Origin of the sequence: Streptomyces manipurensis, assembly GCF_049570255.1 — a bacterium.
Taxonomy (GTDB): Bacteria; Actinomycetota; Actinomycetes; order Streptomycetales; family Streptomycetaceae; genus Streptomyces; species Streptomyces manipurensis.
This window is the reverse complement of the sequence record NZ_CP186950.1, coordinates 6,971,207-6,997,609: the sequence shown is the minus strand read 5'-3', so window position 1 is coordinate 6,997,609 and position 26,403 is coordinate 6,971,207. Positions and strand designations below refer to the sequence as shown.

Annotated in this window: 18 protein-coding genes; 12 read left to right on the top strand and 6 right to left on the bottom strand. The window is 75.2% G+C overall.

Annotation, left to right across the window (positions count from 1 at the left end; translation table 11 throughout):
* Positions 1 to 17: 17 nt before the first annotated feature.
* From ACPU2J_RS31775 to ACPU2J_RS31750, 6 genes are all read left to right on the top strand, one after another.
* Positions 18 to 7,241, top strand: a complete 7,224-nt coding sequence (locus ACPU2J_RS31775; protein WP_423834605.1) for an amino acid adenylation domain-containing protein — start codon at positions 18 to 20, stop codon at positions 7,239 to 7,241.
* On the top strand, positions 7,238 to 8,593 hold the full coding sequence (locus ACPU2J_RS31770; protein WP_423834604.1) for an MFS transporter: 1,356 nt from the start codon (positions 7,238 to 7,240) through the stop codon (positions 8,591 to 8,593). Before ACPU2J_RS31775 ends, ACPU2J_RS31770 begins: the two co-directional genes overlap by 4 nt.
* A 145-nt stretch (positions 8,594 to 8,738) precedes the next feature.
* Complete coding sequence (locus tag ACPU2J_RS31765) at positions 8,739 to 9,374, top strand: hypothetical protein (protein ID WP_420078542.1); 636 nt, start codon at positions 8,739 to 8,741, stop codon at positions 9,372 to 9,374.
* Between the two features lie 104 nt (positions 9,375 to 9,478).
* A complete protein-coding gene (locus ACPU2J_RS31760; RefSeq protein WP_423834603.1) occupies positions 9,479 to 9,835 on the top strand; it encodes a hypothetical protein in 357 nt (118 codons plus the stop codon).
* A 123-nt stretch (positions 9,836 to 9,958) separates the two neighbouring features.
* Complete coding sequence (locus tag ACPU2J_RS31755; protein WP_365489193.1) at positions 9,959 to 10,621, top strand: DsbA family protein; 663 nt, start codon at positions 9,959 to 9,961, stop codon at positions 10,619 to 10,621.
* A gap of 73 nt (positions 10,622 to 10,694) precedes the next feature.
* Positions 10,695 to 11,447, top strand: coding sequence for a DUF4118 domain-containing protein (locus ACPU2J_RS31750; RefSeq protein ID WP_423834602.1), 753 nt, complete (start codon positions 10,695 to 10,697; stop codon positions 11,445 to 11,447).
* Between the two features lie 11 nt (positions 11,448 to 11,458).
* Here the strand turns inward: ACPU2J_RS31750 and ACPU2J_RS31745 are convergent, their stop codons facing one another.
* The gene (locus tag ACPU2J_RS31745) at positions 11,459 to 13,408 is read right to left on the bottom strand and encodes an amino acid transporter (RefSeq protein WP_420082286.1); all 1,950 of its coding nucleotides are present in this window, start codon (positions 13,406 to 13,408) and stop codon (positions 11,459 to 11,461) included.
* Positions 13,409 to 13,639: 231 nt separating this feature from the next.
* Between ACPU2J_RS31745 and recQ the strand changes: the two genes are divergently transcribed.
* From recQ to xdhC, 4 genes are all read left to right on the top strand, one after another.
* Positions 13,640 to 15,622, top strand: a complete 1,983-nt coding sequence (gene recQ, locus ACPU2J_RS31740; RefSeq protein WP_423834601.1) for a DNA helicase RecQ — start codon at positions 13,640 to 13,642, stop codon at positions 15,620 to 15,622.
* Positions 15,623 to 16,105: 483 nt separating this feature from the next.
* Complete coding sequence (locus tag ACPU2J_RS31735; protein WP_423834600.1) at positions 16,106 to 17,599, top strand: xanthine dehydrogenase small subunit; 1,494 nt, start codon at positions 16,106 to 16,108, stop codon at positions 17,597 to 17,599.
* Positions 17,596 to 19,986: a xanthine dehydrogenase molybdopterin binding subunit gene (xdhB, locus tag ACPU2J_RS31730; protein WP_420078547.1), complete on the top strand. Its 2,391-nt coding sequence runs from the start codon at positions 17,596 to 17,598 to the stop codon at positions 19,984 to 19,986. The genes ACPU2J_RS31735 and xdhB overlap by 4 nt, the downstream gene beginning before the upstream one ends.
* Before the next feature lies 1 nt (position 19,987).
* Positions 19,988 to 20,806, top strand: coding sequence for a xanthine dehydrogenase accessory protein XdhC (gene xdhC, locus ACPU2J_RS31725; protein ID WP_420082287.1), 819 nt, complete (start codon positions 19,988 to 19,990; stop codon positions 20,804 to 20,806).
* A 60-nt stretch (positions 20,807 to 20,866) separates the two neighbouring features.
* Here xdhC and ACPU2J_RS31720 read toward each other — a convergent pair whose 3' ends face one another.
* Positions 20,867 to 21,301 carry a DUF2470 domain-containing protein gene (locus tag ACPU2J_RS31720; RefSeq protein ID WP_423834599.1) on the bottom strand — a complete coding sequence of 145 codons (435 nt, stop codon included), beginning with the start codon at positions 21,299 to 21,301 and terminating at the stop codon, positions 20,867 to 20,869.
* Entirely contained in the window at positions 21,298 to 21,570 is a 273-nt protein-coding gene (locus ACPU2J_RS31715; RefSeq protein WP_423834598.1) for a hypothetical protein, read from the bottom strand. Before ACPU2J_RS31715 ends, ACPU2J_RS31720 begins: the two co-directional genes overlap by 4 nt.
* A 223-nt stretch (positions 21,571 to 21,793) precedes the next feature.
* Between ACPU2J_RS31715 and ACPU2J_RS31710 the strand changes: the two genes are divergently transcribed.
* Positions 21,794 to 22,168: an SAV_915 family protein gene (locus ACPU2J_RS31710; RefSeq protein WP_420078550.1), complete on the top strand. Its 375-nt coding sequence runs from the start codon at positions 21,794 to 21,796 to the stop codon at positions 22,166 to 22,168.
* Positions 22,169 to 22,181: 13 nt separating this feature from the next.
* Positions 22,182 to 23,516 carry a diaminopimelate decarboxylase gene (gene lysA, locus ACPU2J_RS31705; protein WP_423834597.1) on the top strand — a complete coding sequence of 445 codons (1,335 nt, stop codon included), beginning with the start codon at positions 22,182 to 22,184 and terminating at the stop codon, positions 23,514 to 23,516.
* 146 nt (positions 23,517 to 23,662) lie between these two features.
* Here the strand turns inward: lysA and ACPU2J_RS31700 are convergent, their stop codons facing one another.
* From ACPU2J_RS31700 to ACPU2J_RS31690, 3 genes are all read right to left on the bottom strand, one after another.
* Complete coding sequence (locus ACPU2J_RS31700; protein WP_361604390.1) at positions 23,663 to 23,998, bottom strand: winged helix-turn-helix domain-containing protein; 336 nt, start codon at positions 23,996 to 23,998, stop codon at positions 23,663 to 23,665.
* Positions 23,995 to 24,411, bottom strand: a complete 417-nt coding sequence (locus ACPU2J_RS31695) for a hypothetical protein (RefSeq protein WP_365489222.1) — start codon at positions 24,409 to 24,411, stop codon at positions 23,995 to 23,997. The genes ACPU2J_RS31700 and ACPU2J_RS31695 overlap by 4 nt, the downstream gene beginning before the upstream one ends.
* 132 nt (positions 24,412 to 24,543) lie before the next feature.
* Positions 24,544 to 26,268, bottom strand: coding sequence for a protein kinase domain-containing protein (locus tag ACPU2J_RS31690; RefSeq protein ID WP_423834596.1), 1,725 nt, complete (start codon positions 26,266 to 26,268; stop codon positions 24,544 to 24,546).
* Positions 26,269 to 26,403: the final 135 nt, after the last annotated feature.

Genomic DNA, 26,403 nt, shown 5'->3' with positions numbered 1-26,403 from the left:
ACGCCCCCGGAGGCCCCGTGTTCCCCGTTTCGTTCGCCCAGCGGCGGCTGTGGTTCCTCAGCCGGCTCGGCGAGACCGGCTCCGCCTACAACTGCCCGCTGACCACCCGGATCAGCGGTCCCCTCGACCCGCGGGCGCTGGCCGAAGCCCTGGCCGACCTGACCACCCGGCACGAGGTGCTGCGGACGGTGTTCCCCGAGGTGGACGGCGAACCGGTGCAGCAGGTCACCGAGCGGACACCGGAACTGCCCGTCACCCCGACCGGGGAGGAGGAGCTCCCGGCGGCGCTGGCAGCCGAGGCCGGCCACCACTTCGACCTCACGACGGAACTGCCGCTGCGCGCACACCTGTTCTCGGTCGGCCGGGAGGAGTGGGTGCTGTCGCTGGTGCTCCACCACATCGCCACCGACGGCTGGTCCTGGCGACCGCTGCTGGGCGACCTGGCCACCGCCTACACCGCCCGGTGCTCCGGCGCCGCGCCCGCCTTCGAGCCGCTGCCCGTCCAGTACCGGGACTACACCCTGTGGCAGCGGGAGGTGCTCGGCGAGGAGGGCGACCCCGACTCCCTCCTGAGCCACCAACTGGGCTTCTGGAGGAGGGAGCTGGCCGGGGCCCCCGCCGAACTCGCCCTGCCCCACGACCGGCCCCGCCCGCCCGTCGCGAGCTTCACCGGCGGCTCCGTCCCCCTCGAACTCGACGCCGCACTCCACACCCGCCTCACCGACCTCGCCCGCACCCACCACTGCACCCTCTTCATGGTCCTCCAAGCAGGACTCTCCGTCCTCCTCTCCCGCCTCGGAGCCGGCACCGACATCCCCCTCGGCACCGTCGTCGCCGGCCGCACCGACGAAGCACTCGACGACCTCGTCGGCTTCTTCGTCAACACCCTCGTCCTGCGCACCGACCTCACCGGAGACCCCACCTTCACCCAACTCCTCGAACGCATCCGCGAAACCGACCTCACCGCCTTCGAACACCAGGACGTCCCGTTCGAGCAGGTCGTCGAGGCGGTCAACCCGGAACGCTCCCTCGCCCGCCACCCCCTCTTCCAGGTCATGCTGACCCTGGAGAGCGGCGGGGGCCCCGCCTTCGCCCTGCCCGGCACGGCCTGCGCCGAGGAGCCCGTCGGCTGGGACGTCGCCAAGTTCGACCTCACCGCCGACTTCCAGGAACGCCGGGACGAGGACGGTTCGCCCGCCGGGATCGGCGGAGCCCTGGAGTACGCGACGGACCTCTTCGACCCGGCCACCGCCGAGGGGATCGCCGCCGCCCTCACCCGGGTGCTGGCCCAGCTCGCCGCGGCCCCCGACGCCCCGGTCGGCATGGCCGACCCGCTCTCCGCCGAGGAGCGCGAGCAGGTCCTGACCCGCTGGAACGACACGGCCGTCGCGGTGCCCGCCGCCACCCTGCCCGAGATCTTCGAGGCACAGGCCGCCCGCACCCCCGGGGCGACCGCGCTCGTGTCCGGGGACACCCGGCTGAGCTTCGCCGCGCTCGACGCGCGCGCCGACGAGCTGGCCCACCGGCTCGCCGGGCACGGAGTCGGCCCGGAACACCTGGTGGCCCTCGCCCTGCCGCGGTCCGCCGACTCGGTCGTGGCGCTGCTCGCGGTGCTCAAGGCGGGCGCGGCCTTCGTCCCCGTCGACACGGACTACCCGGCCGAGCGGATCGCCCGCCTGCTGGGCACCGCGACCACCGTGGTCACCGACCGTGCGACCGCCCCGGCGCTCCCGGACACCGGTGCGCTCCGGGTGTTCACCGACGCCCCCGGCCCGGCCGGGCCGGCTCCCGCCGGTCCGGTCCCGGGCCGCCGGATCCTGCCCGGCAGTGCCGCGTACGTGATCCACACCTCGGGCTCGACGGGCGAACCCAAGGGGGTGGTCATCGACCACGCGGGGCTGCGCAACCTGTACGCCTTCCACCGGGCCGGGGTGATCGCCCGCGCGGAGGAACGGCACGGCGGACGCCGGATGCGCATGGCGCTGACCGCCGCCCTGTCCTTCGACACCTCGTGGGAGGGGCTGCTGTGGATGGTGGCCGGGCACGAGCTCCACCTGATCGACGACGACACCCGGCGGGACGCGCACGCCCTGGTGCGCCACATCGCCCGGGCCGGCATCGACGCCCTCGACGTGACCCCGACCCACGCCGAACAGCTCGTCGAGGAGGGGCTGCTGGACGATCCCGCCCACCGGCCCGCGGTGCTGCTGCTCGGCGGGGAGGCGGCGGGAGCGGCCCTGTGGACCAGGGTGCGCGCCGCCGAGGGCATGCTCTGCCACAACCTCTACGGTCCCACCGAGTGCAGCGTCGACACGCTGTGGTGGGACGCGGCGCTCAGCGAGCACCCGCTCGTGGGCCGGCCGCTCGCCAACACCCGCGCCTATGTGCTGGACGCGGGGCTGCGGCCCGTCGCCCCCGGTGTGCCGGGCGAGCTGTACCTGGCCGGGCCCGGCCTGGCCCGCGGATACCTGGGGCGTCCCGCCCTGACGGCCGGCCGGTTCGTGGCCTGCCCGTTCGAGGACGGCGCCCGCATGTACCGCACCGGCGACCTGGTCCGCTGGGACCGCGAGGGCCGCATCGACTACCTCGGCCGCGCCGACGACCAGGTCAAGATCCGCGGCTTCCGCATCGAACCCGGCGAGATCGAGGCCCGTCTGCGGGACTGCCCGGAGCTGGCGCAGGCCGTGGTGGTCGCCCGCGACGGCGGTCCCGGGGGCAAGCGTCTCGTGGCGTACGTGGTCCCCGCCGCGGGGCGCACCGCCGAGCCGGCCGCGCTGCGCCGGCGCCTGGCCGGTGAACTGCCGGAGCACATGGTCCCGTCGGCCGTCGTGGTCCTGGACGCCCTGCCGACGAACCGGAACGGGAAGCTGGACCGCGGCGCGCTGCCGGCTCCGGACCTCTCCTCGGGGTCCTCCTCGCGGGCCCCGCGCGGGCTGCGCGAGGAGCTCCTGGCGGAGCTGTTCGCCCAGGTGCTGGGGGTGGCGTCGGTGGGCGCCGAGGACGGCTTCTTCGAACTGGGCGGCCACTCGCTGCTGGCGACCCGGCTGCTGTCGCGGATCCGGACCGTCCTCGGGGGCGACCTGGGCATCCGGCAGCTCTTCTCCCACCCGACGGTGGCCGGACTGGCCGCCTGTCTGGCGGCGGAGGCCGGTGGCGGGGACGCTCCCCGTCCCGCGCTGACCGCGGCCGCCGACCGGCCGGACGCTCCGCCGCTGTCGGCGGCGCAGCGCAGGATGTGGTTCCTGAGCCGGGCGGGCCAGTCGGCCGGCTACCACTGCCCGTTCGCGTTGCGGCTGCACGGCCCGCTGGACACCGTGGCGCTGACCCGGGCCCTGGGGGACGTCACCGACCGGCACGAGGCCCTGCGGACGATGTTCCCGGAAGCGGGGGGCGAACCGTACCAGCGGGTGCTGCCCGCGGGCGGCAGTGTGGTGCTGGAGGAGCCGCAGTGCGGCCCCGAGGGGACGGCCGCCGTGCTGGACGCCCTGCTGGCCCGTCCGTTCGACCTGGCCGCGCGGCCCCCCGTACGGGCGGCGCTGATCCCGGCCGGGCCGCAGGAGTGGGTGCTCGCCCTGGTGGTGCACCACATCGCACTCGACGGCTGGTCCTGGGGGCCGCTCTTCCGGGACCTGGCGCAGGCCTACGCCGCCCGGTGCGCGGGCGCCGCACCCCGGTTCGAGCCGCTGCCCGTGCAGTACGCCGACTACACGCTGTGGCAGCGGGAGCTGCTCGGCGCGGAGGAGGACCCGGAGAGCCGGGGCGCACGCCAACTGGCCTTCTGGAAGGCCGGACTGGCCGGGGCACCGGCCGAACTCGCCCTGCCGTCCGACCGGCCGAGGCCGGCCGTGGCGAGCCACGCCGGCGGCGCGGTCCCCGTGGCGCTGGACGCGGCCCTGCACGGACGGCTGCTGGAGCTGGCCCGCCGGCACGGCTGCACCCTGTTCATGGTGGTGCAGGCGGCGCTGGCCGTGACCCTGTCCCGGCTGGGCGCCGGCACCGACGTCCCGCTGGGCACGGTCGTGGCAGGCCGCTCCGACGAGGCCCTGGACGACCTGGTCGGCTTCTTCGTCAACACCCTCGTCCTGCGCACCGACCTCTCCGGCGACCCGACCTTCGCCGAACTCCTGGAACGGGTGCGCGAGAGCGACCTCGCCGCCTTCGAGCACCAGGACGTGCCCTTCGAACGGGTGGTGGAGGCGGTCAACCCCGAGCGGTCCCTCTCCCGGCACCCGCTCTTCCAGGTCCTGCTGCAGGTGCAGGACGGCGGGGACGAGACCCTCGCCCTGCCCGGTCTCGACGTCCGCGCCGAGCCCTTCCGCTTCGACGTCGCCCAGTTCGACCTGACCCTGGACGTCCGGGAGCTGCGCGACGGCGAGGGCCGCCCGGCCGGGATCTCCGGCTTCCTGGAGTACGCGGCCGAGCTGTTCGACCACGCCACCGCCGGGGACCTCGCCGCGGCCCTGGAGCGGGTGGTGCGTTCGCTCGCCGAGTCGCCCGACCTGCCGGTCGGCGCCGCCGACCCGCTGGCGCCGGAGCTGCGCCGGCGGATGCTGACCGAGTGGAACGACACGGCGCTCGCCGTGCCGGACGCCACCCTGCCCGAGCTGTTCGCGGCGTCCGTCGCGCGCACCCCCGGGGCCACCGCGCTGGTGCACGGCACCGAGCGGATCGGGTTCGCCGCCCTCGACGCGTGGGCCGACCGGCTCGCGCGGCGTCTCGTCCGCGCGGGGGCGGGCCCGGAGCGGGTGGTGGCGATCGCCCTGCCACGCTCCCCCGCGGCGGTGGCCACCGTCCTCGCCGTGCTGAAGGCGGGTGCGGCGCTCGTCCTGGTGGACACCGGCTATCCGGAGGGGCGGATCTCCCACATGCTGGCCGACTCCGCCCCGGCGCTGCTGGTCACGGACTCCGCGACCGCTCCGCGGCTGCCGCTCGGACCTCTGCCGCAGGTCCACGTGGTGCTCACGGACGCGGACCCCGAGGCCGAGGCCGATGCCGAGGCCCGGGGCGGTGCCGCGGTGGCGGTGCCCCGTACGCCGGCGCCGGGCGACGCCGCGTACCTCGTGTACACCTCGGGATCCACCGGCCGGCCCAAGGGCGTGGTCGTCGACCACGCGGCCCTGCGCAACCTGTACGCCTTCCACCGCGCCCACACCATGGCCGAGGTGGAACGCGCGGCGCACGGGCGTCCGTTGCGGGTGGCCCTGGTGGCCTCCCTGTCCTTCGACGCCTCCTGGGACGCCCTGATGTGGATGATCGCCGGACACGAACTCCACCTGATCGGCGACGACCTGCGGCACGATTCCGCCGCCCTGGCCCGGCACGTCGCCGACGCGGGCATCGACGTCCTCGACACCACCCCGACCCACGCCGCGCACCTCGTCGAGGAAGGGCTCCTCGACGCCCCGCCGCGGCTGCTGCTGATCGGCGGAGAGGCCGCCGACGAGCAGTTGTGGAGCCGGCTGCGCGCCACCGCGGGACTGCGCGCCCACAACCTGTACGGGCCCACCGAGTGCACGGTCGACGCCCTCTGGTGGGACACCGCCCGCAGCGGGCACCCGCTCATCGGCACCCCCGTCGCCAACACCCGCGCCTACGTGCTCGACGCGGCCCTGCGGCCGGTGGCCCCGGGCGTGCCCGGCGAGCTGTACCTGGCGGGGGCCGGACTGGCCCGGGGCTACCTGCGGCGCCCGGGGACGACGGCGGAGCGTTTCGTGGCCTGCCCGTTCGAGGACGGCGCCCGCATGTACCGCACCGGCGACCTGGTCCGCTGGGACCGCGAGGGCCGCATCGACTACCTCGGCCGCGCCGACGACCAGGTCAAGATCCGCGGCTTCCGCATCGAACCCGGCGAGGTCGAGGCGGCGCTCGCGGCGGTGCCCGGGGTGGGCCGGGCCGCGGTGACCGTCCGGGACGACGCGCCCGGCGGCGGGAAGAGGCTGGTCGGGTACGTGGTCCCGGCCGCGGGCGGGGCCGGGAGCGGCAGCGGGGACGCGCCGGTGGACGCGGCCGCGCTGCGCGCCCACCTGGCCGGCGGCCTGCCGGCGCACATGGTGCCCTCCGCGTTCGTCGTGCTCGACGCCTTCCCGCGCACCCCGAACGACAAGCTCGACCGCGCGGCCCTGCCCGCTCCGGAGCCGGCCGCGGGCGGGGGCGCCTCGCGCCGGTCGCCGCGGGACCGCCGCGAGGAGGTCCTGGCGGGCCTGTTCGCCGAGGTCCTGGGGGTTCCGGCGGACACCGTCGGGATCGACGAGGGCTTCTTCGACCTCGGCGGGCACTCCCTGCTGGCGGCCCGGCTGATGGCCCGGGTGCGCGAGGCCCTGGGCGAGGAGCTGGGCGTACCGGACCTGTTCGCCGCGCCGACGGTGGCCGGGCTCGCCGCCCGGTCCGGTCCCGGTGCGCGGTCCGGGGACGGCGCGCAGGGCAGGGACGGCGACCCGCTGGCGCCGCTGGTCACCCTGCGGGCCGCGCCGCCCGGCGCGTCCGCCCCGCCGCCCGCCCTGTTCTGCGTGCATCCCGGCGCGGGCACGGGCTGGGTGTACCGGAGCCTGCTGGAGCACCTGGACCCGGCACGGCCGGTGCACGCCCTGCAGTCCCGTTCGCTGAGCGAGCCGGGTGCGCGGGCCTCCGGTGTGGCCGAGATGGCCGCGGAGTACGCCGGGCGGATCCGCGGGGTGCAGCCGCACGGCCCGTACCACCTGCTGGGCTGGTCCTTCGGGGCGCTGCTCGCCCACGCGGTGGCCGTCCGGCTCCAGGAGGACGGGGAGGAGGTGGCCGGGCTGGTCCTGCTGGACGGCTATCCGGCAGCACCCGGTGAGACCCCGTCGGCGGACCCGCTGCGTGACCTGCTCCTCTCGCTCGGCCACCCGCCGCTCGACGACGACGCGGCGGGCGGATCCGGACCGCTGTCCCCGGCGGGCCTGGTGGCGGCCGCCCGTACGGCCGGGGGGCCGCTGGCCGGTCTCGACGCGGGGACGGTCGCCGCACTCGGCGAGGCGTACGTCCACCACGACCGGCTGGCTCCGGCGCACCGTCCGGGGGTGTTCCGAGGCGGGGTGACGCTGGTCGGCGCCGCCCACGAGCCCGACGTCCCCGGTCCGGAGGTGTGGGAGCCGTACGTCACCGGCCCGGTCTCCCGGTACGAAGTGCCCTGTGCGCACGGCGAGATGATGGACCCCAAGCCGGCCGCCGAGATCGCCTCACTGCTGGGCGCCGGTACGGGCGCGGGACCGGTGGGCCGGTGAGCGCCGGGCACGGCGCGCTGCGCCACCGCGACTTCCGGCTGCTGTGGGCCGGGGAGTCGGTGAGCCAGTTCGGGAGCGCCGCCACCCGGGTGCTGATGCCGCTGATCGCGGTGGAGACGCTGGACGCGGGGCCCCTCGCCATGGGGGTGCTGGGCGCCGCGGCCTGGGTGCCGTGGCTGCTGTTCGGGCTGCCCGTGGGGGCGTGGACGGACCGGATGCGCCGGCGGCCCGTGATGATCGTCTGCAATACGGTGTCGGCGCTGCTGATGCTGTCGCTGACCGCCGCGGCCTGGCTGGAGGCGCTGACGATCACCCAGCTGACGGCGGTGGCCGTCCTGGCCGGGACCGCGGACGTGTTCTTCCGCGCCGCCTACGGCGCCTACCTGCCCACCGTGCTGCCGCACGAGGCGCTGCCCGACGGCAACGCCAGGCTGCAGGCCAGCGAATCGGTGGCGGAGGTCGTCGCGCCCGGCGCGGGCGGGATGCTGGCCCAGGCCGGGAGCGCGGCCGTCGGTTTCCTCGCGGACGCGCTGAGCTTCCTGCTGTCCGCGGTGCTGCTGCTGCGGATCCGGACGCCGGAGGAACCTCCGGGCCCGCCGGCGGACCCCGCCGCGCGGCGCTCGCTGGTCCGGGAGATCCGTGCGGGCGCGGCCTTCCTGACGGGGGACCCGTTCCTGCGGACGATCCTGCTGTGCGACGCGGCGATGAACCTGTTCCTGGCCGGGGCGCAGTCCCTGTCGATCCTGTTCCTGAGCCGGACGGTGGGGGCGTCGGGCACGGTGATCGGTCTCCTGATCGCGCTGGCCGGTCTCGGCGGGGTGCTGGGCGCGATGGTGTCGCCGCGGCTGGCCCGCCGGGTCGGGACGGCCCGTGCGGTGCTGCTGTGCGCCTTCTGCAGCGGCCCGTTCGGGCTGCTGATCCCCCTCACCACGGACGGGGCGGGGCTGCTTGCCTTCCTGGTCGGCGAGTTCTGCCTGATGACCGGGGTGGTCGCCGGGAACGTGATCATCGTGAGCTTCCGCCAGGCGTACTGCCCGCCGGACATGCTGGGCCGGGTCGGCGCCGGCATCCGGTTCGTGATGTACGGGACGATCCCGGTCGGCAGCGTCCTGGGCGGCGCGCTCGGCGCCCTGCTCGGCACCCGTGACGCCCTGTGGGTGCTCTACGCCGGCAACGCCCTGTGCGCGCTCCTGCTGCTGTCGGGTCCCCTCCGCGGGAGCCGTGACCTCCCGGCCGGGACCCCGGGGGCCGCCGGCTCCGCGGCGCCCGTCCCGGTCCCGGTCTCGGTTACTGCTGCGGGTGCGGATGCGGGCGCGGCCGCCGCCGGGGAGGGCGCGGGGCCCGCCCGCTGAGCCAGCGGAGCCCTCCCGCGACCGGCGCCGGTCGCGGGAGGGCCGCTCACGGCACGGCCGGTGTCGGGGGCCGGGAGGCCGGCCGGTACGCTGCGACGGACCCAGCGGGCCCGCGCCCGCACCCCGCCTGCCCGAAAGCGACGCCGTGCACGCCCTGCGCATCCTCCCCGGCCCCGAGCCGCGGACCGGTGCGCTGCCCGCGCTGCGGGCGGCGGTGCTCGCGGCCCTGTGCGTGCTGCTCCCCCTGGGTGGGCGCGCGCTGCTGCGGGAGCACACCCCGGGCACGGTGGCCCTGGTCGCCCTGGCCGTCGTGGCGCTGCCCGTCTGCCGGGCCCTGGCCCGGCGGCGGCTGACCGACACCCAGGCGCTGGCCGCCTTCCTCGCGGCGCAGACCGTCTACCACCTCTGCTACGTGCTGCCGGGTGCGTGCACGGCGTTCACCGGCGCCGCCCCCCAGGGGCACTCGCCGGTGCTGCTGGGCGGGCACGCGGTCACCCTGCTGCTCGCCGCCCGGCTGGTCGGCGCACCGCAGTCCCTGCTCTGGCACGGCCGGCCGCTCGCGGAGCACGCCCGGCGCCTCCTCGGCGCGCTGCTGCCGCTGCTGACGGCGGCGACCGCGGGCGGGCACGGGCCCGAGGCCGTACCCGCGACCGGGGCGAGCCCGCTCCCCCCGTCGGCCCTGGTGCCCCCGCGGCCCGGCCGCGCGCCTCCGGTCCCGGCGCCCCTCACCCGGTACCCGTCCCGGCCCCCGGCCGTGACCGGCCTCCGCCTCGCGAGCTGATCGCCCGGGGCGCGGGCGCGGCTCACGCGCGGGCGCCCCGGGGCGTCCCCCGTCCTCCTTCCCGGCCGCGCGTCCGGCCCGGAACCACCGGAGAACCTTCCGACATGCGCGTCATCGTCCCGCGCGCCGCCGTCTGCGCGGCGCGGCGTCTCCTCGTACCCGTGGCGGCGGCCGGACTGCTGCTGCCGTCCCCGGCCGCGGCCGCCCCGGCCGCGGCTCCGGTCCACCGCACGGTGGCCGCGGTCCCGGCCGTCTCCCCCGCACCGTCCGTCCCGTCCGCCGCTCCGGCACCGGCGCCCTCCGCGTCCCTGTCGCGGACCGCCGTGACGAACGGCCGGAGGGCGGCGAACAGCCTCAAGGCCATCGCGGCCGGATTCGCCGTCGGTCTCCTCGCCCTGGTGGCCGCGATGGTCGTCACCGTGCGCCGGCACCGGCGCGCCGGCAGCCCCTCCGGTCAGTAGCCGGCGCCCGTACGGGCCCCGTCCCCTTCCCCTTCCGTCCTCCGCCCCGGCCACCGTCCCGCCGCCGCGCGCCCGCGCGCCGCCGCGGCCCTGCGCCGGCGCTCCGTAGAAAGCACACGTGCCGTGAAGAAGCAGCTCTACGTCCTCCTCGTCCTGCTGGCCGCGTTCGCCGCCGGCCTGGGATCCTTCCTCCTCCTCCGGCCCGCCGGAGGCGACACCACGCCGGCCGCCCTCCCCTCGCCGGCCGCCGACGCGCGCGCGGTGCGGGAGAACAGCCACCGCCTCACCGACCCGGCCCAGAGCAGGCTGACCGTGGTCGAGTTCCTCGACTTCGAGTGCGAGTCCTGCGGCGCCTTCCACCCGGTGATGGACCGGCTGAAGAAGGAGTACGGCGACCGCGTCACCTTCGTCGCCCGCTACTTCCCGCTGCCGGGCCACCGCAACGGCCAGGCGGCGGCCCGGGCCGCCGAGGCGGCCGCGCAGCAGGGCCGCTTCGGCGAGATGCACGACAAGCTGTTCACCACCCAGGCCGAGTGGGGTGAGTCGCGGGAGCCGAAGGACGCCGTCTTCCGCGGCTACGCGCAGGAGCTCGGGCTCGACCTGGCCCGCTACGACGCCGACGTCGCGGACCCCCGGACCGCCGACCGCATCGCCCTCGACCAGCGCGACGGGGCGGGTCTGAAGGTGCAGGGCACGCCGACGTTCTTCGTCGACGGGAGCAGGGTCTCCCCGCGCGGCTACGAGGACTTCAAGTCGATCATCGAACGCCGGCTGGCGGAACGCTGATCCGGCCGGGGGACGGGCGCACGCGTGTGCGGACCTGCGGGGGGCGCGGCACAGTGGAAGCAGGAGGTCCCACATGTCCGGCTACCGCCTGCACGACGGTGCCGCGCTGGTGGCGGCGCTCGTCGCGCCCTTCCTCGTCGCGCTCGCGCTCGTGCCCTTCCGTACGTCGCTGACGGCCGCCAACGCCGCCCTGGTGATGGTCGTGGTGGTGGTGGCCGTCGCCGCCTCGGGCACCCGGGCCGCCGGCGCCCTGGCCGCGCTGTCCGCGGCCGCCTGGTACGACTTCTTCCTCATCGAGCCCTACCAGCGCTTCACCATCGCCGACGGAGGCGACACGGGGACCTCCGTCCTGCTGCTGGCGGTCGGCCTGATCGTCTCGCAGCTGGCCGTACGGGCCCGGCGGATGCGGGACGTGGCCGCCTCCGGCTCGGCGCACCTGGCCACGCTGCGGGCCGCGGCCCGTTTCGCCGAGGACTCCCCCTCGCCCGAGGCGCTGGTGGAGCACGTACGCGTCGAGCTGATCGGCCTGCTCGGCCTGCGCGGCTGCCGCTTCGAGGCCGGCAGCGGGGCCGGGCCCCGCCCCCGCATGCAGCACGACGGCGGCCTCTGGCTGGACGACGGAGGGCGTCTCGTGGAGTACGTCACCTGGCCCGACGGCGAGACCGAGCTCCCCGTCGTCGGCGCGGGGCGCTCCCGCGGGCGCTTCCTGCTCGACCCGTTCCCCGACCGGCCCGTGCCCGCGGAGGAGGACCGTCTGGTCGCCGTCGCCCTGGCCGCGCTGGCCGGCGCCGCCCTGGGTTCCGCGGGACTGTCCCGCAAGGGCTGAGGTCGTCCGGGTCAGCCTCCGACGTGGATGCCGGGGCGCCGGTCGGGGTCCGGTTCGTGGCTGCGGATGATCTCGCGGGTGACGGGGGCGGTGTCCCCGCGGCCGAGCAGGAAGTACCGGACCATGTGGACCAGCGGGCTGCCCTCCGCCCACGCGAAGTGGCAGTGCGGGCGGACCCCGGTGGCGTCGCGCAGGGCCAGGAGGACGGCCGCGATGGCGTTGGGCGCGGCCGGGGCCTCGGCGCGCAGGACGCGGTGGCCCCCGACCTCCACGCCGCGGACGGTGAGGGTGTCGCTGAAGTCGGACGGGTCCACCACGTCGATCTCCAGGAACAGCACGTCGGCGCGGCCCGGGACCGGGTTGGTGCTGCGCTGCTCGTGCTCCTTGGCCTCGTACTCGGCGCTGTCGCCCGTCTGCCGCCGGTTGGCGATGAGGTTCAGGGCCCGGTCGTGGGCGAGGCTGTCGGTGACGAACCGGCGCGCGGCCCCGTCGAAGACGATCCGGTCGGCGCGCAGTTCGGTGGTGCGCGAGACCCGGGAGACCAGCGACACCAGGACGATCCCGGCGATGAACGCCAGCGAGATGGCGATGCCGTCGGGCTTGTCGATGATGTTCTCGACCAGTGCGTAGAGCAGTACCGCGGTGAGCAGGCCGAACCCGAGGGCGGGCCCGCGGCGCCGCTTGCGGGCCACCGACAGGGTGACGGCGAAGGCACCGGAGACCATCATCGCGAGGATGCCCGTGGCGTAGGCCCCGGCCTGGTCGTCGACGTCCGCGTCGAACAGGATCGTGATGACCACGCACAGGGCGGTGTACACGAGCACCACCGGGCGGACGGCCCGCCCCCACTCGGGGGCCATGCCGTACCCGGGCAGGTACCGCGGCACGATGTTGACCAGGCCGGCCATCGCCGAGGCGCCGGCGAACCACAGGATCAGGATGGTGCTGATGTCGTAGACCGTACCGAAGCCCTCCCCCACGTGCTCGTGCGCCAGCCACGCCAGCGCGCGTCCGTTGGCGGCGCCGCCGGGCTGGAACTCCTGCGGGGGCACCAGCACGGTCGTCACGAAACTCGCGGTCAGCAGGTACACGCTCATGATGAGCGCGGCGGTGGTCAGCAGCAGCCTGGTGTTGCGGATCCGCGCGCGCAGCCGCCGCTCCTCGTCGGCCCCCTCGGCCGCGACCAGCGGCATCATGCTGACGCCCGTCTCGAAACCCGACAGTCCGAGCACCAGCAGCGGGAAGGCCAGCAGCGCGGGCCCGACGAGGTGGCCGAGGCCGCCGGTGTCGCCGGAGAGCGCCGTCGTCCACGCCGGCAGGGCGTCCGGGGTGGTGAACACGTGCACCAGGCCGACGCCGATGACGACCGCGTTCAGCGCGAGGAACACCGCGACCAGCGGGATCGCGACACTGACCGCCTCGCTGAACCCGAGCAGGAAGACCCCGCCCAGGACCAGCAGCAGCGCGACGGTCAGGGCGACCTCGTGCCCGTGCAGCGCGGCCGGGAAGAAGGGGTTCTCCACCACGTGGACGGAGGCGTCCGCGGTGGACAGGGTGATCGTGATGATCCAGGAGGTCGCGACGAAGCCCAGCAGGACGAGCACGAACAGCTTGCCCCACCAGAAGGGGAGCAGCTTCTCCAGCATGGCCACCGACCCGGCGCCGTGCGGGCTCTCCTCGGCCACCCGGCGGTACATCGGGAGCATCCCCGCCAGGGTCAGCACCACGATCAGCAGGGTGGCGAGCGGGGCGACGGCCCCGGCGGCGAGCGCGGCGATCGCGGGCACGTACGCGAGGCTGGAGAAGTAGTCGACGCCGGTCAGGCACATCACCTTCCACCAGGCGTGCGGGACGGAGTGCCCCTCGTCGGCGGCGGGCCCCACCGGCTGCACCCGGTGGCGCAGCAGCCACCGCTCCAGCGCCCCGGTCGGCTCGGCCCGCAGGGCGGGGCTGTCGACCACCTCCGGCAGCACCGGCACGTCCCTGTCCACCACGCCCCTCCAGCCCCTCGCACCACACGGACGCAACGATCACCGAGTATGGGGGCGGTGCCGGGAGACGGGCCCGCCGCGGGCCCGACACGCCGCGACCGACCGGAACCTTCGCCCGCTTCCCCCAACCCGGGAGTGCGGTCGTCCACAGGTCCGGGCGACCGGGGCGGGTGTGTCCGCGGGTGCCGATAGGCTTCGTGGATGGCCCTTCCGGACACTTCCCCCGAGACCTCCGACGCTCTGCAGGTACTGCACCGTGTGTTCGGATACGACTCCTTCCGCGGCGAACAGCAGGAGATCATCGAGCAGGTCGTCGGCGGCGGCGACGCCCTCGTGCTGATGCCGACCGGTGGCGGCAAGTCGCTCTGCTACCAGATCCCGGCGCTCGTCCGGGAGGGCACCGGCGTCGTGATCTCCCCGCTCATCGCCCTGATGCAGGACCAGGTCAACGCGCTGACCGCGCTCGGGGTCCGGGCCGGATTCCTCAATTCCACCCAGGATACGTACGAGCGGCAGGCCGTCGAGCAGGCGTTCCTCGCCGATGAGCTGGACCTGCTCTACCTGGCCCCGGAGCGGCTGCGCACCGAGGGCACCCAGCGGCTGCTCGACCGGGGCCGGGTGTCGCTGTTCGCAATCGACGAGGCGCACTGCGTCGCCCAGTGGGGCCACGACTTCCGGCCCGACTACCTGGCCCTGTCGATGCTGCACGACCGCTGGCCCAAGGTCCCGCGGATCGCGCTGACGGCGACGGCCACCCGGGCCACGCACGCCGAGATCGTGAAGAGGCTCGGCCTGGAGGAGGCCCGGCACTTCGTCGCCAGCTTCGACCGGCCGAACATCCAGTACCGCATCGCCCCGAAGAACAACCCGCTCAAGCAGGTCCTGGAGCTGATCCGGACCGAGCACGCGGGGGACGCCGGGGTCGTGTACTGCCTCTCGCGGGCCTCCGTGGAGAAGACCGCCGCCTTCCTGGCCGAGCACGGCGTCGACGCCGTGCCCTACCACGCCGGCATGGACGCCCGGGCCCGGGCGGAGAACCAGGCGCGCTTCCTGCGCGAGGACGGCGTCGTGGTGGTGGCCACCATCGCCTTCGGCATGGGCATCGACAAGCCGGACGTGCGCTTCGTGGCCCACCTCGACCTGCCGAAGTCCGTCGAGGGCTACTACCAGGAGACCGGCCGCGCGGGCCGCGACGGCGAGCCGGCGACGGCCTGGCTGGCCTACGGCCTGCAGGACGTGGTCCAGCAGCGCAAGCTGATCGACGGTTCCGAGGGCGACGAGGCGCACCGGCGCTCCCTGGGCATGCACCTGGACGCCATGCTCGCGCTGTGCGAGACGGTCGACTGCCGCCGGGTGCGGCTGCTGGAGTACTTCGGCCAGTCGGGGGCGCCGTGCGGCAACTGCGACACCTGTCTGACGCCCGCCGAGTCCTGGGACGGGACGGTGGCCGCGCAGAAGCTGCTGTCCACCGTGTGGCGCCTGGCGAAGGAGCGGCGGCAGAAGTTCGGCGCGGGCCAGATCATCGACATCCTCCAGGGCAAGAAGACCGCCAAGGTCATCCAGTTCGACCACGACGCGCTCTCGGTGTTCGGGGTGGGCGCGGACCTGGGGACCGCGGAGTGGCGCGGAGTCGTACGGCAGCTGCTGGCGCAGCGGCTGCTCGCGGTGGAGGGCGACTACGGCACGCTCGTGCTGACGGACGAGAGCGGCGAGGTGCTGGGCGGCCGCCGCACCGTGGCGATGCGCAAGGAGAAGGCGCCCGCCGCGTCCGGCCGCAAGGAGTCCGGTGCCCGCTCGGGGAAGGGCGCCCGGGTGCCGGTCGATCTGCCGGCCGCGGCCGAGCCGGTGTTCCTGGCCCTGCGCGCCTGGCGGGCGGAGACGGCCAAGGAGCAGGGCGTCCCGGCGTACGTCGTCTTCCACGACGCGACGCTGCGGGAGATCGCCGTACGCCTGCCCGCCACGGCGGAGGAGCTCGGCGGGATCGGCGGCATCGGCGAGGCCAAGCTCGCCAAGTACGCCCAGGGGGTCCTGGACACCCTGGCGGAGTGCGGCGGGACGGCCTCCGCCCCCGCGCCGCAGGCCGGTTCCCCCGCGCCCCGGGCCGGTTCCGCCGCGCCGGAGGACGAGGAACCGCCCCTGGACTCCGAGGAGATGCCCCCTCCGCCGTGGGACGACTGGCAGTAGCCCTCCGGGGCAGGACACCGCCCGGGGCCGGTCCGGCCCCGGGCGGACTTCGTGGAAAACCACCACGTCCGACGAGACCACTGGTTTCGCATACGAACCATCGTCACCGCAGGTCCCCGGCCTTCATGGATTCCACCCACATCTGCTTGACCGATGAACCCGCGGCAACGTAACTTCAAGCGCACCCACTCGTGAGCTGCTGGAAGGAGGCGAAACCGGATGTCGACCCTCTCCGGAACGATTCGCCTCGCGCACCAGGTCGCCTGGGCTCCGGGTCGTGTAGCACACGGCTGCTGAACAGCCTTTCTCCGGCGTGCCCGTCGAGGCCCCGGAACCTTTTCCTCTCTGTCACCGTTCACGGCACGTCGTCGCGTGCCGACGCGTCGCGCTGCGGGTCCGCCGGCCGCGACCGCCGAAAGAGAAAGCTCCTGAAATGGCGACTAGGACAGTCACATCCACCGCGCGCCGAAATGAGGACGTGTCATGGTAGCGGCACGGATCACGGTCAACGGGAAAGAGACACCGATTTCTCCGGCCCCCGCCCACACCACGGTGCTGGATTTCCTCCGCGAGCGCGGACTCACCGGTACGAAGGAGGGCTGCGCCGAGGGTGAATGCGGGGCCTGTTCGGTCCTGGTGGCCCGTCCCGGGGTGGACCGGCCCACCGACTGGGTGGCGGTCAACGCCTGCCTGGTGCCGGTCGCGGCGCTCGACGGGCAGGAGGTGGTCACCTCCGAGGGGCTGGCCACCGTCGACGAGGGCGGCACCCCGGTCGCACTGCACCCCGTGCAGCAGGAGATGGCCGTCCGCGGCGGCTCCCAATGCGGGTACTGCACACCGGGGTTCGTGTGCAGCATGGCCGCCGAGTACTACCGGCCCGGACGCTGCGCCCACGCCGCCGACCAGCCCGGTGCCGGTGCCGGTGGCGCCCACGACGGCGCGTCCGACCCCGAGCACGGTCCGAACGGCTTCGACCTGCACGCGCTCAGCGGGAACCTGTGCCGATGTACCGGTTACCGCCCGATCCGTGACGCCGCGTTCGCCGTCGGCGCGCCCGCCGAGGACGACGTCCTGGCGCAGCGGCGCGACCAGGCGCCGCCCGAACCCGTCGCGACCGCGTACACCCGGGACGGCGCCGAGTTCCTGCGGCCGGGCACGCTGGCCGAGGCGACGGAGCTGTTGCGCGAGCGGCCCGGCGCGGTGCTGGTCTCCGGCAGCACCGACTGGGGCGTGGAGGTCAACATCCGCTCCCGCCGCGAGAACTGCGTGATCGCCATCGACCGGCTTCCCGAACTGCGGGAGCTGCGGGTCGGGTCCGACCACATCGAGATCGGCGCGGCGCAGACCCTCACCGAGATCGAGCGCCGCCTCGACGGTGCCGTCCCGCTGCTGGCCGAGCTCTTCCCGCAGTTCGCCTCCCGGCTGATCCGCAACAGCGCGACCCTCGGCGGGAACCTGGGGACCGGGTCGCCCATCGGCGACAGCCCGCCGGTGCTGCTCGCCCTGGAGGCGTCGCTGGTGCTCGCCGGTGCGGACGGCGAGCGCGAGGTCCCCCTCTGCGACTACTTCACCGGTTACCGGCAGAGCGTGCGCCGGCCCGGCGAGCTGATCCGCTCGGTGCGCGTCCCGCTGCCGCTGTCGCGGGTCACGGCCTTCCACAAGATCGCCAAGCGGCGCTTCGACGACATCTCCAGCGTGGCGGTCGCCTTCGCCCTGGACGTCCGGGACGGCACGGTCCGCAAGGCGCGGATCGGGCTGGGCGGTGTCGCGGCCACCCCGATCCGTGCCCTCGCCGCCGAGGCGGCCCTGGAGGGCAGGCCGTGGACGGCCGAGACCGTCGAGGCCGCCGCCCGGGTGCTGCGTGCCCAGGGCACGCCGATGAACGACCACCGTGCCAGCGCCGAGTACCGCTCCGCGATGCTCGGCCAGAGCCTGCTGAAGCTGTACGCACAGACCACCGAGGCGGTGTCGTCATGAGCCAACTGTCCGAGCGTCCCGAGAAGCCCGTCGTCGGCGTGTCCATGCCGCACGAGAGCGCGACCCTGCACGTCACCGGCACGGCGCTGTACACCGACGACCTGGTCCACCGCACCAAGGACGTGCTGCACGCCCACCCGGTGCAGGTGATGAAGGCCCGCGGCCGGATCACGGCCCTGCACACCAAGCCCGCGCTGGCCGTGCCCGGTGTCGTGCGGGTGCTGACCGTCGCCGACGTGCCGGGAGTGAACGACGCCGGCATGAAGCACGACGAACCGCTCTTCCCCGACGAGGTCATGTTCCACGGCCACGCGGTGGCGTGGGTGCTGGGCGAGACCCTGGAGGCGGCCCGGTTGGGCGCGGAGGCCGTCGAGGTCGAGCTGGAGGAGCTCCCCTCCCTGATCACCCTGGAGGAGGCGATCGCGGCCGAGAGCTTCCACGGGGCGCGGCCGCTGATGGAGACCGGCGACATCGGCGCCGGCTTCGAGGACTCCGCGCACGTGTTCACGGGCGAGTTCCAGTTCTCCGACCAGGAGCACTTCTACCTGGAGACGCACGCCGCGCTGGCCCTCGTCGACGAGAACGGGCAGCTGTTCGTCCAGAGCAGCACCCAGCACCCCTCGGAGACCCAGGAGATCGTCGCGCACGTCCTCGGCCTCAACAGCCACGAGGTGACCGTGCAGTGCCTGCGGATGGGCGGCGGGTTCGGCGGCAAGGAGATGCAGCCGCACGGCTTCGCGGCCGTCGCTGCGCTCGGCGCCCGGCTGACCGGCCGCCCGGTCCGGGTACGGCTCAACCGCACCCAGGACCTGACCATGTCGGGCAAGCGCCACGGCTTCCACGCCTCGTGGCGGATCGGCTTCGACGCCGAGGGCCGTATCCAGGCGCTGGACGCCACCCTGACCGCGGACGGCGGGTGGAGCCTGGACCTGTCCGAGCCCGTGGTGGCGCGCGCCCTGTGCCACATCGACAACACCTACTGGATCCCGAACGCACGCGTCGCGGGCCGCATCGCGAAGACCAACAAGGTGTCCAACACCGCCTTCCGCGGCTTCGGCGGCCCCCAGGGCATGCTCGTCATGGAGGACATCCTCGGCCGGTGCGCGCCCCTGCTCGGGCTGGACCCGATGGAGCTGCGGGAACGCAACTTCTACCGGCCCGGCCAGGGCCAGACCACCCCGTACGGGCAGCCCGTCACCCAGGCGGAGCGGATCTCCGCCATCTGGCAGCAGGTGAAGGACGACGCCGGTGTCGCGGGGCGCAGGCGGGAGATCGCGGCGTTCAACGCGGCGAACCCGCACACCAAGCGGGCGCTGGCGCTGACCGGCATCAAGTTCGGCATCTCCTTCAACCTGACCGCCTTCAACCAGGGCGGCGCGCTGGTGCTGATCTACAAGGACGGATCCGTCCTGATCACGCACGGCGGCACGGAGATGGGCCAGGGCCTGCACACCAAGATGCTGCAGGTGGCCGCGACCACCCTCGGGATCCCCCTGCACAAGGTGCGGCTGGCGCCGACGCGGACCGACAAGGTGCCCAACACCTCGGCAACCGCGGCCAGTTCCGGCGCCGACCTGAACGGCGCGGCCGTGAAGAACGCCTGCGAGCAGCTGCGCGGACGGCTGCTCCAGGTGGCCGCCTCCCAACTGGGCGCGAACGCCTCGGACGTGCGCATCGTCGAGGGTGTCGCCCGCGTCCTGGGCCGCGACGAGGAGCTGGCCTGGGACGACCTGGTGCGCACGGCGTACTTCCAGCGGGTCCAGCTGTCGGCGGCCGGTTTCTACCGCACCGAGGGGCTGCACTGGGACGCGAAGACCTTCCGGGGCTCGCCGTTCAAGTACTTCTCCTACGGCGCCGCCGCCTGCGAGGTGGAGGTGGACGGCTTCACCGGCAAGTACCGCATCCGGCGGGTGGACATCGTGCACGACGTCGGCGACAGCCTGTCCCCGCTGATCGACATCGGCCAGGTCGAGGGCGGCTTCGTGCAGGGTGCGGGCTGGCTGACGCTGGAGGACATGCGCTGGGACAGCGGCGACGGGCCGCACCGGGGCCGGCTGCTGACCCAGGCGGCGAGCACGTACAAGCTGCCGAGCTTCTCCGAGATGCCCGAGGAGTTCAACGTCACGCTGATGCAGAACGCCACCGAGGAGGGGGCGGTCTTCGGGTCCAAGGCCGTCGGCGAGCCCCCGCTGATGCTGGCGTTCTCGGTGCGGGAGGCGCTGCGGCAGGCCGCCGCGGAGTTCGGGCCCGCGGGCGTCAGCCTGGAACTCGGTGCCCCGGCGACCCCGGAGGCGGTGTTCTGGGCGGTCGAGGCGGCCCGTGCGGCCCGCGGGCCGGCCGGCGACGGCGCGCCCACCCCGGACGGGCACGCCCTGAGCAATGCCTGACATGACGTGGGTGGCCGCGGTCGCGCGGTTGCGGGCGCACCGGGAACCCGGTGTGCTCGTGACCGTGGCGACCGTGCGCGGTCACGCGCCCCGCAAGGCCGGCGCCAAGCTCGTGGTGGGCCGGACCGAGACCTGGGGTTCCATCGGCGGCGGCAACATCGAGGCCGTCGCCATCGACCGGGCCCGCGAGCTGAACACCGCCGCCGACCCGGAGCCGGAGCTGATGGAGTTCGCCCTGAACGACAAGGTCACCGGCCCGCACGGGGTGCAGTGCTGCGGTGGCGCGGTCACCGTGCTGCTCGAACCGCTGCCGGTGGTGCAGGCGGTGGCCGTCTTCGGGGTGGGGCACGTCGGGCTGGAGCTGGCGCGCATCCTGGCGCGGCACAACCTGGACCTGCACCTGACGGACAGCCGGCCCGACATGCTCACCGGGGAGCGCCTGGCCGTGCTAGCGGACCCGGTGGCGCAGGTCCACGTGCACCACACCCCGCTGCTGCCGGAGGCGGTGCTGGAGGAGCTGCCGCCGGGCGCCCACGTCCTGATCATGACGCACGACCACGCCGAGGACGCGGCCCTGTGCGACGCGGCGCTGCGCACCCCCGGTCTCGGCTCGATCGGCCTGATCGGCTCGTCCGCGAAGTGGGCGCGGTTCCGGCAGCGGCTGGCGGCCGAGGGCGGCCACGACGCCGCCGCGATCGAGCGGATCAAGACCCCGATCGGGATCGAGGGGATCGGCGGGAAGGAGCCCGCCACCATCGCGGTGAGCGTCGCGGCGGACCTGCTCCGTTCCTTCGAGCGGACGGCCGCGGCCGGGACCTGAGCGGCCGCGGGCCCGCCGGGATCCGGCGGGGCGCCGTACGGGAGGCCGGCACGGGCCGGTTCACGACGGCGCGGGGTGCGCGGCGGCCGTGGTCAGGAGCATTTCGAGCTGCCGCGCGATCAGGGACGCCTCGTGCACGGGCCGGGGGAAGGGCAGGCGCAGGTCGCGCTGGTTGTGGGCGTACTCGCAGCGCAGGGTGATGCCGTGGCGGTCCAGGGCGAGCGGCAGGACGCGGACGGCGCCGCGCAGCAGCCAGGGGTCGGCGAGGCCGGCGAGGCGCAGGACGGCGTCCTGGTGCGCGTCGGCGAGGTGGGTCAGGAGCGAGCCCTCGTCGACGGCGAGCGGGTCCGGTGCGGCGAGGACCAATTCGTCGAGGCCGACGGCCTGGGCCGTCTCGCGCGTCGCCAGGGTGACGCGGGCGGTGTCCAGGCGGCGGTCGACGTCACCGTTCGCGGGGGCGCGCCCGGAGCGGGTGAGCCAGCCAGAGAGGGTCACCCGGTCGCGTACGGAGACGGGGCGATGTCGGTGAACTCCACCAGCGAGGCCAGGGCTCCGCGCGGCGCGCAGGCCGCCTGGGCCGCGGGCAGGCCGTCGGCAGGGAGCCGGAGCCGGACCTGTCCCCGCGCATCGACCGAGTGGAGGCCGACGAGGTCGTGGCGGAGGCCGTTGGTGGTGACGGTCAGCGACACCGCGCGGGCCAGTACAGAACGGGCCTGTTCGGCGGGGGTCGCCTGGGCTGCGAGCAGGGCGGCAGCGGACGTCACCAGAACCCCCGATCAGGTAAGGCTTGCCTAGCGGATGAGGGGGCGCCGTGGCCACCCCGCCGTCAGCGGCGCGTATGAACCACGCCGGTCCTCGTCAAGGAGCCGTCAGGGCAGGGCCGGTGGGACGCCGGCATGGGCAAGGCTTCCGGATGCGGCCCCGGCCCGCCTCCCCGCGCCCGGGGCCCGTACCGACATCCGTCCACGGCTCCTCCAGGAGGGCCCCATGTGCCTGTTCCAGTACGACGACGACCCCGAGCCCGAGGAACGCGTCCCGGCCGGACTGCTCCACGTCCCCGTCCGGCCGGGTACGGCGGAGGTGGTGGTGCGGATGTTCCGCACCCCGCTGGGCGCGCGGACGGCCGTCGGGTTCACCGACGCCACCCGCCTGACCGCCACCCTCGGCGCCGGACAGCCGTGGATCCGCCTCTCCGCGCCGGCGCTGCGTGCCCTGGCCGAGCCCCTCGGGGTGCGGCTGCTGACCGTCGACCCGACGTTCACCGCCGCCGCGGTCGCCGGGCCGGCGACGCTCTGCCCACCTCCGGCGGGCCCCGCCCCGGCCCCCGCCGGACGGCCCGTCAGCCCGGCTCCGAGCGCCTGAGAGGGGGAGCGCGATGACCACGGCGATCGTCTCCACGCCGCAGTCCGGCACGGACGACCTGTCCGTCTGGCCCGCCTCCACGTCCCGGCTCCCGGACGGCGGCCTGGCCGTCGGCGGGGTGGACCTGGCGGACGCGGCCCGGCGGTTCGACACACCGCTCTACGTCCTGGACGAGGGCGAGGTACGGGTGCGCTGCCGCGCCTACCGGGACGCCTTCCCCGGGGACGGGGTCCTCTACGCGGCGAAGGCGTTCCTCTCCCGGGCGATGGTGCGCTGGGTGCGGGAAGAGGGCCTGGGCCTGGACGTCTGCTCGGCCGGGGAACTGGAGCTGGCCGTCACGGCCGGGTTCCCGCCCGAACGGATCGTGCTGCACGGCAACGCGAAGTCCCCCCGTGACCTCGAGAGCGCGCTGCGCCTCGGGGTGGGGCGGATCGTCATCGACAGCCCGTCGGAGATCGCCCGGATCGCGGCGGCCGTCGGCCCGGAGGAACGCCAGAAGGTGATGGTGCGGGTGGTGCCGGGCGTCTCCGCAGGCGGGCACGACAAGATCCGCACCGGGACGGAGGGCCAGAAGTTCGGCCTGTCCGTGGCCGACGGCTCGGCCCACCACGCCATCGTGCGGGTCCTGGCGCAGCCCCGGCTGGAGCTGACCGGGCTGCACTGCCACATCGGCTCGCAGATCACCTCCGCCAAGCCCTATGCGACGGCGCTGCGTCGCATGGTGGGGCTGATGGCGCGCGTCCGCGACACCTGTGGGGTCGTCCTGCCCGAACTGGACCTGGGCGGCGGCCACGGCATCGCCTACCGGCCCGGTGAACCGGCCCTCGACGTCGCCGCCCTCGCCCGCGGGCTGCGCAGCGGTCTGGCCGAGAGCTGCGCCGCCGCGGGGCTGCCCGTACCGCGCCTGCTGGTCGAGCCGGGCCGGGCCGTCGTCGGACCGGCCGGGGTCGCCGTCTACCGGGTGCTCGCCGTCAAGCGCGGCGGGGACACGGTGTTCGTCGCCGTCGACGGCGGGATGAGCGACAACCCGCGGCCCGCCCTGTACGGGGTCCGGTACGCGCCCCGGCTGCTCGGCCGGGCCTCCTCGGCGCCGCCGGTCGCGGCCACGGTCGTCGGACGGCACTGCGAGGCGGGCGACGTGCTCGCCGCCGGTGTGTCGCTGCCCGGCGACGTGCGGCCCGGCGACCTGATCGCCGTACCGGTGGCCGGGGCGTACCAGCTGTCCATGGCCTCGGGCTACAACATGGTGGGCCGCCCGGCCGTGGTCGCCGTCCACGACGGCGCCGTCCGTCTCCTGGTGCGGCGCGAGACCCTGGAGGACCTCCGCCTGCGCGACATCGGCGCGTAGCCCTCCGCCGCCTGCCCCACGGCCGGAGCCGTGCCGGTCCTCCCGCCTTCCCCGCGGTGGGACCGGCACGTGCACGCCCGCCCACGGGACCGGACTGGGCCCCGGGCGGTCCTCGGGCGGCCGCCGGGGGCGGGTGCGCCCCGGCGCTACCCGTGCAGGGGGCCCGCGATCGCGGTGAGTGCGGCGACGTGCCGCCGGTAGGCGGCCCGCCCGTCCGCGCTCAGCCGGAGCCAGGTCCGCGGCCGGCGGCCGACCTGCCCCTTCTCCACCGCCACCCAGCCCGCCTCCTCCAGCCGCGAGACCTGCTTCGACAGGGCGGAGTCGGTGACCTCCACGAGGTCGCGCACATAGGCGAACTCGGCCTTCTCCACGGCCACGAGGGCCGCCACGACCGACAGCCGCACGGCCGACCCGAGGAGGGGTTCGAGCCCGTGGCGGGGGTGGGCGCCCGGCGCCCCCTGCGCCGTCGCCGGCACCGTCATCGGGTGCGTCCCCCGCGCAGGGCGGCGGCCGCGGGCGGCAGCGCACACACCAGGGCGGCCACGGCCGCGAAGGCCACGCCGTCGCGGAAGAACGCGTAGCCGAGCACGAGGGCCAGGACGTAGGCCACCGCCCACGCCCCGATCACCCGGAGGTGCAGGCTCCCGTGGCCGCGCGGAACGACAGGCCGACGGGTGGCGAAGACCGACAGGCCCGCGACCACGAGCGCGTTGGCCGCCGTACTGACGAGCGTCCCCACCGGCCCGTGCCACAGCAGTACCGCGGGCACGAGGGCGAGCTGCCAGGCCGCGAACAGCCACAGGTACGCCACGTACCAGCCACTGTGCCCCCGCACGGTCCCCTCGATCCGCGCGAGGTCCTTCAACGACGCTGCCGCTGCCGCCTGTTCGTGCACGCCACACCCCTCCCGTCACGGCCGGGCGGGCCTGAACATGCCGGCCCGGCATCTACTTGCCACCTTAGCAAGTAGATGCCGGACGGGAGGAGTCCGTGCTCCGCCCGTCCGGGGCGGAGCGGCGGCGGGCGGTCAGGAGAGGCAGGTCACCGTGAAGGGGACCTGGTTGGACGCGGTGCTGACGGGTTCTCGGATCTCCACTCCGATCCGGCCGGTGAGGGTGCCCGACCTCGCCCGGGCCGTCAGGCTCACCGTGTCCTGTCCGGCGGCGGCCCCCGCTCCCCCGAGGTCCATGACGCGCCAGTGCGGGTCGACCACCGAGCCGTCGTCGGACACCCAGCGGTAGGAGATCCGGGCGGGCGCGGAGGAGGTGAACGTCGCCCTGAAGGTCGGGGCCCGGTCGCCCGAGGGCGGGCAGGCCCCCCGGTACGTCGTACCGGATCCCGACACCACCACGCGGACGGAGGCGGCGTCGGGGGTACGGCCCGCATCGGGCCGGCCGGTGGCCTCGGGGGTGCGGCCGGCCTCGGGCGTCCCGGCCGTGTCGGGGGTACGGTCCCCGTCGGGCGTCCCCGCAGCGTCGGGCGTCCCGGCCCCCTGGGGCGTACGGACGGCGCCGGGCGTACGGACCGCGCCCGGCGAACTGGCGGCGGCGGGCACCTGGTCGGCGCCCCGGCCCGCGCCCTCCTCCCGCTGGGCCAGCGCGTAGCCCGAGGCACCCAGGAGCACGGCCAGTACCGCGGCGCCGGCCACGACGACCGTCCCGGCCCGGCGCCTGCGCCGGGGCACGAGGGGCGCGGCGGCGAGGGCAGCGGGGGCGCGGCGGGCGCCCGCCGGGTCCTCCCCGGCCGGTACGGAGCCCATGGCGGCCGTCCGGGAGGTGTCCCCTCCCGGGCGGCGACCCGCTTCGGCCGCCCCGAGGGCCGGCGCGTCCACGGTCTCGGGCTCGGGGCCGGGGTCCCGTGCCGGTCCGCTGCCCGCCGCCACAAGCGCGAACGCCGCGCCGGCCCCGCCGCCCCCGCCGATCGACCGCAGCGCGGCGGCGGCCTCCCCGGCCGGAGTCCGCTCGGCCGGATCCTTGCGCAGGAGCCCCTCGACGACGGCCGCCAGGGGGCCGGCCCGCACGGGCGGGGGCGGCTCCGTCTCGACGACGGCCCGCAGCGTGCCGAGCGCCGTCCCCTGCCGGAAGGGCGACGCGCCCTCGACCGCCGTGTACAGCAGCACGCCCAGGGACCACAGGTCGGACTCCGGCCCGGAGGTCCCGCCCAACGCCCGCTCCGGGGGCAGGTACTCGGGGGACCCGACCACCTCGCCCGCCATCGTGAGGGCGGTGGTGCCCTCGACCACCGCGATGCCGAAGTCGGTGAGCACGACGCGTCCGTCGTCGGCGATCAGCACGTTCGCCGGCTTCACGTCCCGGTGCTCGACCCCGGCCGCGTGCGCGGCGCGCAGACCGGCCAGCACCTCGCCCCCGACGTACGCGGCGTGCTGCGGGGTGAGCGGTCCCGCGCTCCTCAGCAGATCGGCCAGCGACCGCCCGCGGATCAGCTCCATCACGATCCAGGGGCGGCCGGACTCCATGACCACGTCGTGGACCGTGACCACGTTCCGGTCGGCTATCCGCGCCGCCGCCCAGGCCTCCCGCTGCAGCCGGGTGTACAGCCGGTCCATGTCGGCGGGCTCCAGGCCGGCCGGGCCGCGCACCTCCTTGACCGCGACGTCCCGTTGCAGCATCTCGTCGCGGGCGCGCCACACGGTGCCCATCCCGCCCTCACCGAGCCGGGACAGCAGGCGGTAGCGGCCCGCGACCAGACCACCACCGGCCGGTTCCTGCGGCGTGCTCTCCTCGTCGTACATCAGGGCGACTCTCCGTTCCGTTCCATGGCGCTCTGCGGTCCGCGCTCCGGGCATCCGCCACGGACCACACGTCCGGTCCGGCACACCGGTTCGACCGCGATCAACAGAAGGGCGTGTTCGGAAAAGAACTGAGCA